This window comes from Yinghuangia aomiensis (genome assembly GCF_039542225.1).
Classification (GTDB): Bacteria; Actinomycetota; Actinomycetes; order Streptomycetales; family Streptomycetaceae; genus Yinghuangia; species Yinghuangia aomiensis.
In genome coordinates this window covers 523907-539204 of sequence record NZ_BAABHS010000001.1, presented here as the reverse complement: position 1 = coordinate 539204, position 15298 = coordinate 523907, and the positions used below count along the sequence as shown (strand labels likewise).

Sequence of the window (15298 nt, the reverse complement as noted above, 5' to 3'; positions counted from 1 at the left end):
TGTTCGCTGGCCGGACTGCCACCCGAACGGGGACGGCGGCCGCGGTCGCGCTGCCGCTGGTCGCCAACGCATTTCCCGCACTCCTGGTCGCGCGTTCCCTGATCCGGCGCCTCCGCACCATTTCACCCGAACCTCAGGAAGCCACGCGCCCGCCCGTTCACAACGACATGACGGCAGCCGCGGACCGGGCCTCCCGAGCTCCCGAAGCGACCGGTCTCGGAGCAGCGCCCGGTGCAGAGAACGGGGCCATCACAGGCGGAGGTTCGCCGTGAACCCGGTCCCTGACGGCTTGGTCGTGCGCGAGCAGCAGGTCCTGCTGATGATCAACGGCCCGTTGGGCGGCGGGAAGACCACGTGCGCACACCTGCTGCAAGCCATGCGGCACGACGTGCTGGTCTACGATCCCGAAGCCGTCGGAACCCTGGTGCGCCACCAACTCCCCGGTGCGGCACGCGACTACCAAGACACGCGAGCATGGCGGGCGCTCGTCCCAGCCGCCGCGGCCGCCCTCGCACTCGACCACCCCGGCCCGTTCGTCATGCCGATGAGTGTGCTGCGCCGCACGTATCTCGAGGAGATCCTGCAGCGGCTCGACGGCCACGGCTTCGCCGTTCGGCACGTAACCCTGCACACCGCACCGGACACGCTGCTGCGCCGCATCGTGTCCGACACCTGGTTCGACGCTGACGCGGAGACCGCCGCCCGTGTCCGCAGGTTTCGGCAGCGTCGCGCGGAGGACTACCGCGCCGCGCACCAGTGGCTGTCCGATTTCGGCGAGGTCCTCGACACCACCCGCCAGCCCGTGTGCGACGTTGCGGCCGCGGTCGAACCGCTCCTGGACACACCCCCGCGCACCCCGTCGCTGCGGCGGTGGGCGCCATGAGCGCGCCGGGCGTGCCCGGCCAGCCGAGAGGGGCCCGTGCCTCCGTCAAGCCGTTGGCATTTCCGCAGTACCGGATCGTGGCGGCTGCGCGGTGGACGTCGGCCGCTGGGAGCAGCATGGCGCCCCTCGCGCTGGCGTTCGGGGCGCTGCAGGTCGGCGGCACCGCCACAGATCTCGGCATCGTCCTGGCGGCGGGGATGGTGTCGGAGACACTGCTGCCTCTCGTCGGCGGGGTGATCGGTGACCGGTATCCGCCGCGCGTCGTCCAGGTCGCCGGATACCGGCTGCTGGGTTTGCTGCAGGCCACGTCCGCGGTCCTGCTGCTGACCGGGGCCATGCGTGTCCCGTACCTGATCGCGCTCGCGGTCCTCGTCGGTGCGGTCACGGCCCTGTCAGCGTCGAGCGGCGCCAATCTCATCCCCAAGACCCTTCCGGAACCGTTGCAGGGGGCGGGTGTCGCGCTGATGTCGGCGGGCATCAACACGGTCAAGATTGGCGGCCCGGCCGTGGGAGGGCTGCTGATCGCGGCGGCCGGGCCGGGCTGGGCCGCGGCCATCGACGCCGCGAGCTTCCTCGCGGCGGCCGCGTTCATCACCCGGCTACGGGTCGCAGACCCCCCGCGTACCGAGCCGTCGGTTCGGGAATCCGTCGTCGCCGGGTGGGCGGAATTCAGGCGCTACCGGGCGGTGGTCTATCTGACCGTGTCCGGGGCGTTCGTGGTGCCGCTGTGGCTCGCCACGTACCTCGTCCTCGGCCCTACGTATGCCGTCGACCGGCTCGGCGGGGCCGCGGGGTGGGGCACGGTGGTGACTGCGTTCACGGCCGGCCTCGTAACCGGGGCAGCGGTGTGCCTGAAGAGGCCGCCGGTCAGGCCGGGGTGGACGACGTGCGTGTCCGCTGCGGTGATGGCCGGACCCCCCATGGCAATGGCCGCCAACGCCCCGCTGGCCGTGCTGGTCGCAGCAACGTTCGCGGTCGGCGCCGCCCTGAACACCGCGATCATCGTGTGGCAGACCTGGACGCAGCAGACCTTCGCTATCGACGTCCTCAACCGGCTCACCGCGATCACCGGAACCGGGCAACGAGCCCTCGTCCCCGCCGCCTACCTCGCCGCCGGCCCCACCGCCGACCGCGCCGGCATGCACCACACACTCGCCGCCGCAGGCGTCCTCCTGATCGCCGCGGCCGCCTTCCCGCTTGCCGCCGCCTGCGTCCGAGGCCTGCGCGTGCGTCCACCCGCGGTCCCGGACCCGCGCACCCCCGAACTGTCATCCCCGCCGCCGACTGCGGCAGCGGCCGACACCGCACGCCCACACGGACCGCCCGGACATGCTTCCGGCCGCGACGCGACTGCGGGTGCCCGGGACCTGATGCACGAGTCCGCCCCTACACACGTGCCTCCCGCCGACCACCACCCCGCCGAAGAGAGAGACGCCACCCGTGACCACCGGCACACCTGACCTGAACGAACTCACCGCGGAGCAGCTGCGCACCCGCCTGCTGGAGGAACTGCGCGGCGTGGACGCGGTCCGCAGCGACCCCGTCGCCGCGGCCGTCCTCGCGGTCCCCCGCCACGTGTTCATCCCCGAGGCAAGCCTCGTCGAGGCGTACGCGGCGGGGACTGCCTACGTCACCAAACGCGACGAGGACGGAGCAGCGCTCAGCTCGGTCTCGGCCGCGCGGATCCAAGCCTTCATGCTCGAACAGGCCGGTATCGGGCCGGGCATGCGCGTCCTCGAAGTCGGCTCCGGGGGCCTTAACGCGGCGATGATCCAGGAGCTCGTCGGTCCGACCGGGCTGGTCGTCAGCATCGACATCGATCCCGACGTCACCGCGCGCGCCCGCTGTTGCCTCGCGGCCAGCGGTTACGACCAGGTCCTGGTGCACGAAGGCGACGGCGAATACGGGTGGCCGCCGCACGCCCCCTATGACCGCGTCATCATCACGGTGGGGACATGGGACATCCCGCCTGCGTGGACCGACCAACTCGCGCCCGGCGGACGGATCGTCGTGCCGCTCCGGTGGGCCGGACAGACCCGCTCCATCGGCTTCGACCTCACCGACGACGGCACCTTGGCGAGCCGGTCCGTTCAGATGTGCGGGTTCGTGCCCATGCAAGGCTCAGGTGCAGGCGGCGAACTCACCGCACCACTGGACTCCGACGACGCCCGCTTGGTCTACGACACCGGCCAACCCATCGACCCGGATGCCGTCGGCACCGCCCTGAAGAGGCCCGGGACCACCGTGTGGTCGGGGGCGATCCTGCCCCGCAGGACCTCGATCGACCCGGTGTGGCTGCGAATCGCAGCCGAACCCGGCGCCTTCCGCATCGTCGACCCCGGACCCCACCGAGGAATCGCGCTGCGCACCGCCACCCTCGTCGACGGCGACTCCGTCGCCTACCTCACCCACCGCCCCGACCCCGCCAACACCGAGCACGCCTTCGACCTCGAACTCGGCGCCACCGGCCACGGACCCCGCGGCCCCCGACTCGCCGCCCGCATCACCGAGCTGATCCGCGCCTGGGACCACGACCGCACCGCCCTGCCCCAGATCACCGCCTATCCCCCCGGCACGCCCGACCACGCCCTCGGTGGCGGCGCGGTGTTCGACAAGCGACACCGCCGCCTCCACCTCACCTACTCGGCAAGCGCAACCAGCGCGCCCGTCGGCCACGCGCCCTGACCTCGCCCGGGCCGGGCGCGCTCGATGATCCCGCCACCGTCCGCCGGTTCCGGCGTTCCCGGCCCACCTCGACAACCCGAACACCCCCGAAGAAGTCCACTCGGCCGAGCCGGCCACAGAGCAAAGGATCCGAACCGATGGCCGACAGCCGTAACACCGAGGTCCATACCGAGGTCCATGCAGGAGGCTGCCTGTGCGGACGGATCCGGTTCACCGTGACCGGAACCCCGGACTATCCGCACACCTGCAGTTGCCCGCACTGCCAAAAGCTCGGCGGCGGCCCGATGATGGCCTGGGTCGGCTTCCCCTCGGCCGGGCTGTCCTGGACTGGCGACGGCGGCGCACCGACGTGGTTCGACACCTACCCGGGCGAGACCGCGCGTGCCTTCTGTCCCCGCTGCGGCAGCAGCATCGCCGCCCGGGACTACGGCGACACCACCATCGGCATCACCATCAGCGCGCTCGACCACCCGGACGACCCCCGCCTCATCCCGGTCAACCAATCCTGCCGGGACACCGCAGTCTCCTGGCTGCCCCAAGTGCCCGACACCCAGCACAGCAGCACCACCTGAAGACCCCTCGGGCCCGGGTGAGTCGCTCCACGCGCCACGAGTCCTGAAGCCGGCGACACCTCACGACCGAGTTCGTCCGTCGGGCCGTCGGCGCGTCTCACGAGGAACCCACATCTGCCACCACCGATACCGGCAAAATGCACCAAACATGCCGAACACGGCCTCGGAATTCAGGAGGATGTGTGCGCCCCGCCCGCTTGGAAACGTTCCTGGCCCAGCTCATGGAAGCTGCCGCGCCCCCAGCCGTCACCGACGTCCGCAACTTCGGCGACAGCAACGTCATGTACAGCGCCTACGGGCTCGTCCTGACGACCACGTCCGGCGGAACTGCCTACACCCAGATCACCGCCCAGCAGCGCCCCGGGGACGACTACAACACCCCCGAGGACCCCACCGAGGCCGACACCGCACTCGACCCCGTCCCCGTCCCGGACCTCGGCAACGACGGCGGCGTCGACACCACGCAACTCCTCGCGTGGCTACGGGCCCTCGTCATCTCCAGCGGCAGCAAAGAGGTGATCGGGACCGAGGCCTTCACCGGCTCGATCCCCGGTTTCAAAGTCATGTTCCACGGCGGCGCCGTCGCCTACACGAACCTGCTGTACGCCCTCCCCGCAGGGCAGAACCCGCGTCCGGCACGGAGTTCAGGCCCTCAACCCGCATCTGAACCACGAGAGGAATCGCCGCCGGTGTCTGCACCCCGCCGCCGCTGGACCGACCTGGACCCCGACACCCGAGCCGCCGTCGAACAGCGCCTCGGGTCCCCCGTGGTCCACACACGCAGCCACGACGGCGGGTACACGACCGGCCTGGCCTCAACCGCCCGCCTCGCCGACGACCGCACCGTCTTCCTCAAAGGCATCCCCGCCGAGCACGAACTCGCCGACATGTACCGGACCGAGGCGGTGGTCAACGCGGCGCTCCCGGCGCATACGTCCGTGCCGCGACTGTGGTGGGCGGATGACACCTCCACGTGGCACATCCAGGCGTACACAGCCGTCGACGGCCGCCACCCCGACCTCGCCCCCGGATCACCCGACCTGCCAGCCGTCGTCGACCTGCTCGCCCACCTGGCCCCGGCGCTGACACTCTGCCCGCTGCCCGGCGCCCGCACCATGGTCGACGACTTCGCCGACCTGTTCACCCGATGGCACCGCCTCGCCGACAACCCGCCCGCCGACCTGCACCCCTGGTACCTCGACAAGATCGACGCGTTCACCGCTGCCGAGACCGCCGCAATCGACACCGGCGACGGCGACACCCTCGCGCACCTGGACATCCGCGCCGACAACATCCTCATCGACAAAACCGGCCGCGCATGGCTCGTCGACTGGGCCTGGGCCGTCCGCGGTGCCGCCTGGGCGGACCCCGCAACCCTCATCGCGCAGCTGATCATCGCCGGCCACACCCCCTCCGCCGCCGAACAACTCGTCAGCTCCGTCCCCGCATACGCCGCGGCACCGCCCGACGCGGTCACCGGTCTGGCCATCGGTCTGACCGGCTACTGGGAAGCCGAAGCCCGCGCCCCCACAGGACCCGAACTACGCGCCTACCGCGAACGCGCCGCGCACGCCGACCGCGCTTGGCTCCGCCACCGGCTCGCCGTATGACCGCCGGCCCCGCCCCCACCGACCACCGACCTGCTCGCCCGGGCCGGGACCGGGCAAAAGAAGGCGCAGCGGTCCCGATTCGACGGCTCCCCCTGTCGGTCCACATACGCCCAGGAATTGATGGGTGTTCTCAGGCACGATGGCGGCATGCCCACCGGTTCCGGCCTACTCGCCGTCCGCAGCAGCGGTCCGCTCGACTCGTACCTCCCCACCGTGGGGCACATCTTCCGCGTATTCGACGCGCAGGACTCCGGATGTATCTCATACGGCGTGCGCACCGGCGACAACAGTCGCTGGTTCGTCAAGTCCGCCACCACACCGGCCGGAGCCAGATCGCTCGACCGCGCCCGAGAGTTCCACACCCGGATCCGCCACACCGCCGTCATTCCCGTGCGCCACAGCTTCACCGCAGCAAACCGACCGGCCTTGGTCTATCCGTGGGTTGACGGGCAGGTGCTCTACCACCCCACCGTGCACACGAGGCCGGACCGCACCGCCCCGACTGCGCCGATGGCCCACTTTCGCCGACTACCGCTGCCCCTGGTCCACCAGGCACTCGAACGCATCCTGCAGGCCCACCTGGTCATCGCCGCCGCCGGGTTCGTCGGAGTTGATCTTTACGACGGGTGCTTCCTTTACGACTTCGCCCGTGACCGGATGCACCTGTGCGACCTGGATGAGTACCGCCCCGGGCCGTTCACCCTTGGCACGGAACGGCTCCCCGGTTCCACCCGATACATGGCACCCGAAGAAACCACCGCCGGCGCCGAAATCAACGAACGCACCACGGTCTACGCACTCGGCCGCGCAATCCGGCTGCTGATGGACTCCGGGGACGCAGAGTCCGCGTGGCGGGGCACCAGCGACCAACTCCGTGTCGTAGAGCAGGCAACTGCCGCAGATCCCACCCTCCGATACTCCACGGTCCACGAGCTCTGCACCCGATGGCGTGCAGCCACGCGTCACATGGGCTGACTCCCCGGCCTTGGATGGCAGGCTTGCCTCGCCATGCGTTCCAGCACGTACCGACCGCGGGCCACCAGGTCGGGCCGGTTCTTGGTGAGCCCGGAAGAAAGGTAGGAGACTCCGAGGCGGGCGGCCAGGAGGAGCAGGAGCCTCTCCTCGGCCTCGGACAGGGGGCGCCCGTACCCGGTGAGGTGTGCGTTCTTCAGGTCAGGGCGTTCGGGCCACACCGCGCCTGACAGCCAGACAAACTCCTCCGCGGCAATACCGACAGCGGCGGTCTCGAAATCGATAACCCCGACGCTGCCGGCCGGGTTCCACAGCCAATTGCGGGTGGCGTGATCGCCGTGCCGGAAAACAATCGGCACTTCATCGACGAGGAGCGGCAGTTCGTCGACGACGCACTGCACGAGTGCGCACTGGGCGCTGTCCAAGTATGCGGCCGTGCGTTCCAGGCAGGCGTTGGCCTCGTCGGCCTGGGCGATGATTGCGGCGTAGATCGTCTGTTTGTCATGGGCGGAGGGGGCCTGGGAGTGGTCGTGCCAGCCGCGCAGAAGATGCCCGGCCTGCTCGTGGACCTCGCGTTCCTCCGCCGCTTCCAAGGGGAGGCCCCGCACGACGCGGCCGGGCAACGGCGAACTCATAATCGCCAAGAGGTCCAGGTCTACGGCCAAGAGCCGCGGTGCCTGGTGCGGCTGCAACGCGGCAGCGGCGTGCGCGTAGCCAGCGATTTCGCGTTCGAAAGCCGCGACGCTGGGGCTGATCTTCACGAACACCGAATCGCCGCCTTCGGACGCCACCCTCCAGACCCTGGAGTTTCCTCGGGGCCACGACACGTCCGCGCCCCCGTCTGCGCCAGGGACGCGGTTCGCGACCCATTGCCACAGGTCCTCCGGCATAGGCGCATGCGAGGCCATCAGATGATCGTCTCCGGACAGAGGAAGCAAGAGGTGTGGCACACCATCCTCGCCTGTCGCGCCGGGTGACACGGACCAGAATGAATCGAACACCAGTACGATTCATGTGTGGGGCGTAAGAACAATGCAGGCGTGTGGGGCACGTTCGCCGAACGTGCCGCCGCGACATCGGCATGCCTCCTGCCGACCCTGCGCCGCCACGGCGGCCACCCCCGCCCGGCGACGCTCCCCCGCCTCCATCGACCGGCGGACCGTGGGTGTGGGTTACATTGCCAGAGGGGACAGGCACGGTCGTCGCGCGCGCGGTCCGCTGGCGACGCGGCCGCTCCGGCGCATGGGTGATGGTCGTCGCCCACCCCATGTGGCGGGAGTGGGTCGACTGGGAAGGCGGCGGGACTTCACCCGGGCCCGCCCAGGACTATCAGGCAGTGCCAGATGATCGGCTCTGGCCGATCCCCGGTCAGGACTACGCGAGAGTCCCGAAGCCCCCGCGCGGTCGACTGCAAGGCCCAACCCGATCGTTATGCACGAGTCACGACCGTCGCCGACCGGGAACAGGGCAACCGGCGTCGCGGCGAAGGGTCACTGGTGCTGGGAGTTGCGGCGTTCGGCACCAAGACGATTGTGGGGTCCTGCCTTCCTGCCGCGCAGTCTCAACGTGCCCAGGAGAACACCGCCGCCGCGGCCACGGCACCCACAAGAGCGCCCACGATGGTCTGGGCCACGGTGTGGTCCTTCAGCACGACTCGGGACCAGCCGACCAACGCGACCGCTGGCACCGTAACGAGCATGACGGGGCCGTACGCGAGCATGAGGATCGTGGACGTTCCGCCCGCGACTGCCGTGTGCACCGACACCTTCCAGAAGGCGGTGATCGCCATGGTCGCTGCGAGCCCGGCAAGCATGGCCAGGATCAGGGCGAGTATTTCCCGAGGCGCGTCCAGCGCTGCGAGCGCGCAGAGGCCGACGATCACGCAGGCAGCTGTCACGGCAATGGGCACGGCCCGCTGTTGGCGGACACGAACGTGGCGGTCGGTCCAATAGCCCCTCCGAACGCCGAAGAGGATGAACGAGATCGGGATGATGCCGCAGAACAACGCGGCCAGGAGTCCCCAACCGACGCCGGTGATCGAGTGTGTGCTGTGCCATCCGACCGCGAGGAGAACGCCCACGACGAGAATGGCCGGCGCGAACACCTCCGTCACGAGCCGAGCGCCTCGTCGGCGCAGGTTCGAGGTCGTCGCAGGGGTGGCGAGCCCGGTCATGGTGTCGGCTCCTTGGTAGTGCGGGGTCTTGCTGCGTAGCCGACGATCAACGAGTCGGCATAAGAAGTGGCCTGCGAGTTCCTCAGGGCCTGGGCGATTCGGGCCAGGCGCGCCACTTCGGCTTGGTAGTCGTCGACGAGGGTGGGGACGCACCTCTCGTCTGGGCCGACCCGCGCGCCTGCACGATGTCGGGCTGCGGCAACGCGGATTCGAACTGCCTCGGCAAACGCCTCCGCTGCTTCCGTGGTCATGCCTTGCGCCTTCGCGTAGGCCGAGGCGGAGGCAAAAGAGGCCACGTCCGAGAAGTCCCGGAGTTCGAGCAGGCCGTCCTGGATTTCGATGTACCGCCGGTACAGGCGGTTTCCGGTCTCCGCGTCTGACCCCAGAACGATCGTCGGCTGCACCTCGACGAGGGTCGCCCAAAGCGGTTTCAGGCGGCGGTCGTTGTTGTGATCGCGTGCGGCATCCAGCCATGCCGCCGCGAGAGGAATGGTGGTTCCGACGGTGATCAGAACCAGGCTGATTCCGAAGAGCGCCGCAGTGACAGCGGTAGACGTATTCGGAGCCATGAGGTCGATTCCGAACTGTCGACCGATGACATAGACGTTCTTGTGAACGATGTAGCCAACGCCAACCGTGGCTCCGGCTGCCACCCAGCCCAGTCCTGTGCGCAAGGGGCTCTTGTCGGCCTCCCTGCGATAGCTGACGGATATCACCAACGCCCAGCCGAGTGCGATTGCCAGGTAGGACATGAAGATCACCCAGTACGCCGTGGCTGCAGCCTCGCCGGCGTAGGCGGTGAAGAAGTCGTCGACTTCGGACAGGCGCGGCACGAGGGCGAACGTGGTGGTCATGCCGACAGCGACGACGGCCGACAGCAGATAGCGAAGCCGCCGGGCCTTCACGGTGCGGCCCACATTGGTGACCAGCGCCAAGTAGGCCAACGTCGCTTGGGTGGCTGCCAGGCCGAAGAGGTGCCGCAGCAACGTGGTAAGGCTGTGGACGTCGGTGACACGATCGACATCCACGATGCCGAAACGGTCGACGAACCACTGCACCATCACCAGGCCGAGCGCCACGAGAGCCAGACACAGCGGGCGGTCATCCGCACGACGGACCGCACTCGGGATTCGGACGGCCGCGACGGCCACGATGGCCACTGTGGCCACGACCTGGAGAACATCGGTAGCGCTCATCGCCACGGCTCGTCTTCAGGAGTCAGGCCAAGGGTCGCGTCAAGGCGCTTGAGTCCCGACCGTGCGTGCTGCGACGGCGCCCCAGCGTCGCGATATGCGCGCTCCATGATCACCGTGGCCATCATCTCGGCTTCTTGCTCTTGGGAGTTGGGGTAGCCGCTCCGTCCCATAAGCCGCCGAATCAACGTCGGGTTGGTACCCGGCAGGAGGAGGCGCGCGAAGTCCGCATCGATGGAGCTTTTGTGGCCGCACAGCATGTGCGCGAGTTCGTGAACCACGATGTGATCGCGGTGCGGCTTCGATGTCTCGGCCGCGTAGTACACGTAATCGATGCTGGTCGTGCCCAGCCACATCCCGCACGGCACATCGCGGTGCTCGATTTCCGGCAGCGGCGTGAGCACGAGCGGGCGGCCGCGCATCGACGAAACGTTCGCGCAGAACTCGTCGATGTCGAACGGCGCGGGAATGCGCAGGTCCCGGATCCGCTGTAGGCAGCCAGCCCGTAGTCCGCGCAGGTTCACGCGTGCTCCCGGAGAATGGTCCGGGAAACCCGGAGTCGTGCATTACCAACCGCGGTCGATTTATCAATGACTGCGGAGTACACGGGACTCTAGGGCCACGTTGGCGGCGAAACCAAAGCGCGCCACTGTGCAATGACAAACGTCACGACCCCAAATCGGGCAAGCAAGGCCATACGCCCATAACTTCACGAGCCGGTCGGCGGCTCGCCCTCATCCAGCTCTGGGAGCCCCTCCAGCGCCCGGGCGTGATCGATGACCGCGAGAACCATCTTCAAACTGCCCTCGGAAAGGCCGCTGGCGCGCATGGCGACACTTTGCACATCCCTCATGGCCGTGATCTCAGCAATCTCGGCGTCCGTCTGGCGCGCCACGGCATCGTCGAAGAAGTACGCCGGCGGAACACCGAAGAACGAGGCCAACGCCTCGATGGTCTTCATCGTCGGATTGGTCTTGGCGCCGGAACGAAGCTGAGCGATGGCGCTCGCGGACAGGCCGGCGTCATCGTCGGCGGCCGCGCGGATCTCCCGGGCCACTTCAGCGTTGCTGTACGGACCCCGGGACGCCGGGTGCACAGTCCCGAAGAGGTGCGCCAACTTCTCAGACAGGGTGCGGCCGTCACCGCTGCGTCCGCTGCCTGCCATGGGCCACTGCCCTTCCCCTTCGCCCCCTGCCGTCACGTCACACCAGAGTGCGCAAGGAGGGCGGAATGCGTCAAGCGAGAGCACCCTGGTGGCGATGCGAGCACTGTGATGTAGCTTCTCGGGCCCATCGAGTACTAAAGTGCTCGCACTGGCGGTTTCCCTGGTCACCGTCATCAGAAGCAGGTCGGGCGCCTGGAGGCGGCAACCTCCAGACACCCGAACATGCGCCTGCCATGTGAGCAGAGCAACAGCACAGCGACGGGTCGGCGGCCTACCAGACACCCGGCCCGTCACGCACCTCGGAGGATACCCCCATGCCTGAAGAGGCCTCGCCGGTCTCGGCGGTCCCGTCCGCTCGCGGCACACGCACCCCGGAAGCGGTCGCCGAATTTGTTCGGGAAATTGCACCCAAAGTATCCCGGGTACGGATATCCATCTGCGCCAAAGGCGCCTACTGCGTGACTCCATTCCGAGCGTCCGGCGTCCCATTCGTGCTACCTCGCAGCACCGCGATCACAGTGGCCCATTGGGTAACCCGGCTCTATCCCGACGTCGACTGGCGCACGCCACACACCTTCGATCTCCACCATGGCAACCTGGTCACTGACTTTCGGGATGACCGGTGAGCCTGGCTCCCGAAGTCCGTCGCGGGGGAAACCTGCCGTTCGGCATGGTCGCGTCGCGGTGGATGTGCGACCCGCGGTACAGCGCGAACGCCCGCGTCCTGTACGCGATCCTCGTGTCGTATGCGGGGACGCAGTCCCGCGAGACCGGCGACGGCAAGCCGTACCGCAAGGAGTTGGCGCGGCAGCTCGGTGTGTCGCTGTCGACGCTGGACCGCACGCTCGCCGAACTCGACGTCGCCGGCCTGATCTCGATCGAGCGCCGCATCGACCCGGACAACCCCGCCGTCCACGACGCGAACGTCTACCACCTGCACGACGCGGGGGTGATGTGGCACGGCAACGGCACCTGGGAGGACCCGCTGTCCGCCGGTGCATCGGCAGCCGCCGTCGCCAAGGCTCAGGCCGAACGCCGACGCAGCGCCAAGCGCCCCGTCTCGGCCGACCACGGCGGTCGCGACGATGCCGTGGCCGCGGGCTCCGTTATCGGGGGTGGCGTCACCGGTGACGCCACCCCCGACAACACCGCGAACCAGCCTCAGTCGGACACTGACGCACCGGGGGGTAGCTGCACCGGTGACGCCAGGGGTAGCCGCACGGGTGACGCCAGGGTGGCTGCACCGGTGACGCCCTTTATAGAGAACCCTTACAAGATCCCTTCACCAGAGGCGCCTTCGGCGCGTAGCGCCGCTGACGCCCGAAGGGCATCTCACCCAGGTAAGGACCTGGGCGTTGAAGGCGGCGATGCCGCGTCCGGCAACGGCACGCCGGCGGGGAAGTCCCACCCGCATCGAACTCCGCTGCTGACCGCCGACGTCGCGGCCGTGGTCGCCGCGCTGCCGCCTGAGCTGACGCAGCTGGTCGAGGCAGCCGGCGGGAACCCGGCTCCGCGCACGCTGGTCACGGCGATCGAGGCGCAGCTCGGCGAACGATCGGTCGAGCAACTCGCCGCCCGGGCCGCCCGGCGCTGGCACACCCACCGCTACGCCGCCCAGCACGCCGCCGGTGCGCTGGAACGGCCGATCGGTGTCGCGGTCGCCCTGGTCCGAGGCGGGGAGTGCGGGCATCCGCGATGCGAGGACGGCATCGACGTCGACACCGCCGCCGCGTGCACGGCCTGCGCCGAACGCCGCAAGGACCGCCGCACCAACCACCACGTCCAGCCGCGCCATCAGGGCGGCGACACCCGGGCCACGCCCGCACCCGCCGAACCGGCACGTCCGAGCAGCCGATACGCCTGCCCCGGCTGCGGCGTCCCCGGCAGCGAAGGCGTCCTGTGCATCGCCTGCCGCAGCAGGCACGAAGCCGACGCCGCCACCGTGCAGATGCCCGAGGGCGATCATCCGGGAGCGGCCCGGGAATCCGCCCAGCCGCCCGCCGGCAAGGCCCGGTGCACCTCCTGCAGGTCCCGGACCGGCCGGGACCGCTGGGGCGGCCTGTGCGGCCCGTGTGCCGCCGCGGACATCCCGCCCGCCGCGGGCTTCTGACCGCGGTACCGCTCCCCTATCCACTTCCCCGACTCGCGCCACGACGGCTCGGTCACGCGGTCCCTGCCCCTGGCCCGGCGGTGACCTGACCGACCTCGCCGCAGAACGGATCCTTGCCATGCCCGAACAGACCGCCCCTCGCGCGGACTACCCGCGCCGCGGCAACTCGACGTGGATCGACAACGCCGCCTGCCGCCACACCCCGGACCCTGATGCCTTCGAACGCACCGGGAGCCGCAACACCCGCGAAGCCTTGGCGATGTGCGGCGTGTGCCCGGTCCGCGACCGCTGCCTGGAGGCCGCGCTCGCCGTCGAGGAGCCTGGGATGCGCTACGGCACCGGCATCCGCGGCGGCCTGACCTGGGCCGAACGCCAGCCCCTCCTCGAAGCCCTCGCGGAACGGTTCGACGCCGACCGGGTCGAAGCCGCGCTCGGCGGTGCGGACATCCACCTCAGTCCGCGCGAACAGGCCGCCGTCACCAAGCACCTCGTCGCCCACGGCTTGCCTATGGACGAACTCGCCTGGCGGCTCGGCCTCACCCGCGACCAGGCCAAGAAGCTCCGGACCGGACACGACACTCCGCGCCGAGCGGCACCGGCTTCACCCGGCTTCGACGACGCAGACATCGAACCCGACGAATCGGAACTGCGCGCCATCGAACAGGAGCAGGCGACCGCAGCCGCCGACGGTGCAGTCGTCCTCGACTTCCCACGCCGCACCAGTGCAACGACCGTCCAGGCGGCGGCATGACGCGGCATGTAGGTGTGCCGGCGTCCGGCTCCCCGACCCGTGTCAGCCGCTGGGACCGGGTCGCGATCATCGCGCTCGGCGGCGCGGCCTTCGCCCAGTCCTTCGACGCTCTGCGCCAGATGGCCGGCGCGATCCATGTCCGCAGCCAGCTCACGTGGCTGTTCCCGCTGCTGATCGACGGGTTCATCGCCTACGGCATCCGCGCACTGCTGGTCCTGCGCGACGCTCGGCTGCGGGCCCGCGTCTACGCCTGGTCCCTCGTCGGCATCGCCACCGCGACCAGCGTGTGGGCGAACTCCCTGCACGCCGTGCGCCTGAACCAGCAAACGCCGACCGACGGCCTGCACCTGGGCGACATCGCGGTCGGCGTCCTGTCCATGGCAGCGCCGCTGGCCATCGCCGGCGCCGTCCATCTGTACATCGTCCTCGCCCGCGACGGCGGAACCCCTACCGAGCACCACGCGCCGCAGCCCACGGAGACGGGCCCGTACCTCACCCCGGTGCCCGCGCCCGAGCCCCCTGGCCCCGACACGAACCGCCACATCGCCCGGGCGCTCCCGCACGACACCGCCCAACCGCAACCGCACCCCGCGGTCGGCGGCGATGACCTTCCCCCACGCAGCAACAGCGTCCTCGCCGGCAGCAGCCGCGAATCCGATCCGGACGCGCCCACCCCGGCCGCGGACTCGCCGGTCGAGTCCCCGGCGATGCGCTTCGGAGCGGACTCGAACTCCGGCCCGAGTCCGGACGCTGCAGCGGACTCGGTGCGCGTCCGGGCGCGGTCGCGGAGTCCGCGCATGCAAGCGGCGGCGTCGTCGCGTCCGGGGAGCGGACGCGGCCCCCGCGGTCCGCACCGCGCGGCGGAGTCCGGAACGCGGCAGCGGACGGCAGAATCCTCGCGTGCCGATCGGCGGACGGCGGAGTCCGCGCGGACCGATCGCACGCGCCGGGTCTCCGGACGCCGGGACTCCGGACCCCGTCCCGAGCGAACTCCGCGCGGCGAACCGGTCTCCGAGGACACGCTGATCGCGCTCGCGCGGACCGCACCGCGGCTCCCCGACGGCCGTCTGAGCCGCAAGCAGATCGCGACGGTCATCCGCACCCATGGCCACCGGATCTCCAACGACCGCATCAACGGCCTCATGGCCGCGCTGCGCGACGACACCGCCCCGAACTAGCCCGTC

15 protein-coding genes are annotated in these 15298 nt (G+C 69.9%); 10 read left to right on the top strand and 5 right to left on the bottom strand.

Translation table 11 applies throughout. The features are described 5' to 3' along the window. Positions 1-268 precede the first annotated feature (268 nt). The 6 genes from ABEA93_RS02315 (at position 269) to ABEA93_RS02290 (ending at position 6725) form a co-directional block, all read left to right on the top strand. Positions 269-883: an AAA family ATPase gene (locus tag ABEA93_RS02315; RefSeq protein WP_345673510.1), complete on the top strand. Its 615-nt coding sequence runs from the start codon at positions 269-271 to the stop codon at positions 881-883. Beyond that, positions 880-2343, top strand: coding sequence for an MFS transporter (locus ABEA93_RS02310; RefSeq protein ID WP_345673509.1), 1464 nt, complete (start codon positions 880-882; stop codon positions 2341-2343). Before ABEA93_RS02315 ends, ABEA93_RS02310 begins: the two co-directional genes overlap by 4 nt. After that, positions 2324-3568 (top strand): methyltransferase, FxLD system, encoded by a 1245-nt coding sequence (fxlM, locus tag ABEA93_RS02305; RefSeq protein WP_345673508.1) that lies wholly within the window; start codon positions 2324-2326, stop codon positions 3566-3568. The genes ABEA93_RS02310 and fxlM overlap by 20 nt, the downstream gene beginning before the upstream one ends. 137 nt (positions 3569-3705) lie before the next feature. Beyond that, positions 3706-4140, top strand: a complete 435-nt coding sequence (locus tag ABEA93_RS02300; protein ID WP_345673507.1) for a GFA family protein — start codon at positions 3706-3708, stop codon at positions 4138-4140. Between the two features lie 182 nt (positions 4141-4322). After that, complete coding sequence (locus ABEA93_RS02295) at positions 4323-5750, top strand: hypothetical protein (RefSeq protein ID WP_345673506.1); 1428 nt, start codon at positions 4323-4325, stop codon at positions 5748-5750. A 213-nt stretch (positions 5751-5963) separates the two neighbouring features. Further along, on the top strand, positions 5964-6725 hold the full coding sequence (locus tag ABEA93_RS02290) for a protein kinase family protein (protein ID WP_345673505.1): 762 nt from the start codon (positions 5964-5966) through the stop codon (positions 6723-6725). Here the strand turns inward: ABEA93_RS02290 and ABEA93_RS02285 are convergent. From ABEA93_RS02285 to ABEA93_RS02265, 5 genes are all read right to left on the bottom strand, one after another. Further along, positions 6713-7612, bottom strand: a complete 900-nt coding sequence (locus tag ABEA93_RS02285) for an aminoglycoside phosphotransferase family protein (protein ID WP_345673504.1) — start codon at positions 7610-7612, stop codon at positions 6713-6715. The genes ABEA93_RS02290 and ABEA93_RS02285 overlap by 13 nt on opposite strands. A 671-nt stretch (positions 7613-8283) precedes the next feature. Continuing rightward, a complete protein-coding gene (locus tag ABEA93_RS02280) occupies positions 8284-8895 on the bottom strand; it encodes a hypothetical protein (protein ID WP_345673503.1) in 612 nt (203 codons plus the stop codon). Then, the gene (locus ABEA93_RS02275; protein ID WP_345673502.1) at positions 8892-10091 is read right to left on the bottom strand and encodes an MAB_1171c family putative transporter; all 1200 of its coding nucleotides are present in this window, start codon (positions 10089-10091) and stop codon (positions 8892-8894) included. The genes ABEA93_RS02280 and ABEA93_RS02275 overlap by 4 nt, the downstream gene beginning before the upstream one ends. Beyond that, positions 10088-10612 (bottom strand): M48 family metalloprotease, encoded by a 525-nt coding sequence (locus tag ABEA93_RS02270; protein WP_345673501.1) that lies wholly within the window; start codon positions 10610-10612, stop codon positions 10088-10090. The genes ABEA93_RS02275 and ABEA93_RS02270 overlap by 4 nt, the downstream gene beginning before the upstream one ends. Before the next feature lie 185 nt (positions 10613-10797). Then, the gene (locus ABEA93_RS02265; RefSeq protein ID WP_345673500.1) at positions 10798-11253 is read right to left on the bottom strand and encodes a helix-turn-helix domain-containing protein; all 456 of its coding nucleotides are present in this window, start codon (positions 11251-11253) and stop codon (positions 10798-10800) included. A gap of 314 nt (positions 11254-11567) precedes the next feature. Here ABEA93_RS02265 and ABEA93_RS02260 point away from each other — a divergent pair, with 314 nt between their 5' ends. From ABEA93_RS02260 to ABEA93_RS02245, 4 genes are all read left to right on the top strand, one after another. Then, positions 11568-11879 (top strand): hypothetical protein, encoded by a 312-nt coding sequence (locus ABEA93_RS02260; RefSeq protein ID WP_345673499.1) that lies wholly within the window; start codon positions 11568-11570, stop codon positions 11877-11879. Next, positions 11876-13363: a hypothetical protein gene (locus tag ABEA93_RS02255; RefSeq protein ID WP_345673498.1), complete on the top strand. Its 1488-nt coding sequence runs from the start codon at positions 11876-11878 to the stop codon at positions 13361-13363. The genes ABEA93_RS02260 and ABEA93_RS02255 overlap by 4 nt, the downstream gene beginning before the upstream one ends. A gap of 118 nt (positions 13364-13481) precedes the next feature. Beyond that, positions 13482-14114, top strand: a complete 633-nt coding sequence (locus ABEA93_RS02250; RefSeq protein WP_345673497.1) for a WhiB family transcriptional regulator — start codon at positions 13482-13484, stop codon at positions 14112-14114. Then, a complete protein-coding gene (locus ABEA93_RS02245) occupies positions 14111-15292 on the top strand; it encodes a DUF2637 domain-containing protein (RefSeq protein WP_345673496.1) in 1182 nt (393 codons plus the stop codon). The genes ABEA93_RS02250 and ABEA93_RS02245 overlap by 4 nt, the downstream gene beginning before the upstream one ends. Positions 15293-15298: the final 6 nt, after the last annotated feature.

Bases quoted from the DNA above. Each gene is read 5' to 3' on its own strand.
- ABEA93_RS02275 (WP_345673502.1), bottom strand. From the start codon at position 10,091: ATGAGCGCTACCGATGTTCTCCAGGTCGTGGCCACAGTGGCCATCGTG.
- ABEA93_RS02245 (WP_345673496.1), top strand. From the start codon at position 14,111: ATGACGCGGCATGTAGGTGTGCCGGCGTCCGGCTCCCCGACCCGTGTC.
- ABEA93_RS02310 (WP_345673509.1), top strand. From the start codon at position 880: ATGAGCGCGCCGGGCGTGCCCGGCCAGCCGAGAGGGGCCCGTGCCTCC.
- ABEA93_RS02300 (WP_345673507.1), top strand. From the start codon at position 3,706: ATGGCCGACAGCCGTAACACCGAGGTCCATACCGAGGTCCATGCAGGA.
- ABEA93_RS02260 (WP_345673499.1), top strand. From the start codon at position 11,568: ATGCCTGAAGAGGCCTCGCCGGTCTCGGCGGTCCCGTCCGCTCGCGGC.
- ABEA93_RS02265 (WP_345673500.1), bottom strand. From the start codon at position 11,253: ATGGCAGGCAGCGGACGCAGCGGTGACGGCCGCACCCTGTCTGAGAAG.
- ABEA93_RS02250 (WP_345673497.1), top strand. From the start codon at position 13,482: ATGCCCGAACAGACCGCCCCTCGCGCGGACTACCCGCGCCGCGGCAAC.
- ABEA93_RS02280 (WP_345673503.1), bottom strand. From the start codon at position 8,895: ATGACCGGGCTCGCCACCCCTGCGACGACCTCGAACCTGCGCCGACGA.
- ABEA93_RS02285 (WP_345673504.1), bottom strand. From the start codon at position 7,612: ATGCCGGAGGACCTGTGGCAATGGGTCGCGAACCGCGTCCCTGGCGCA.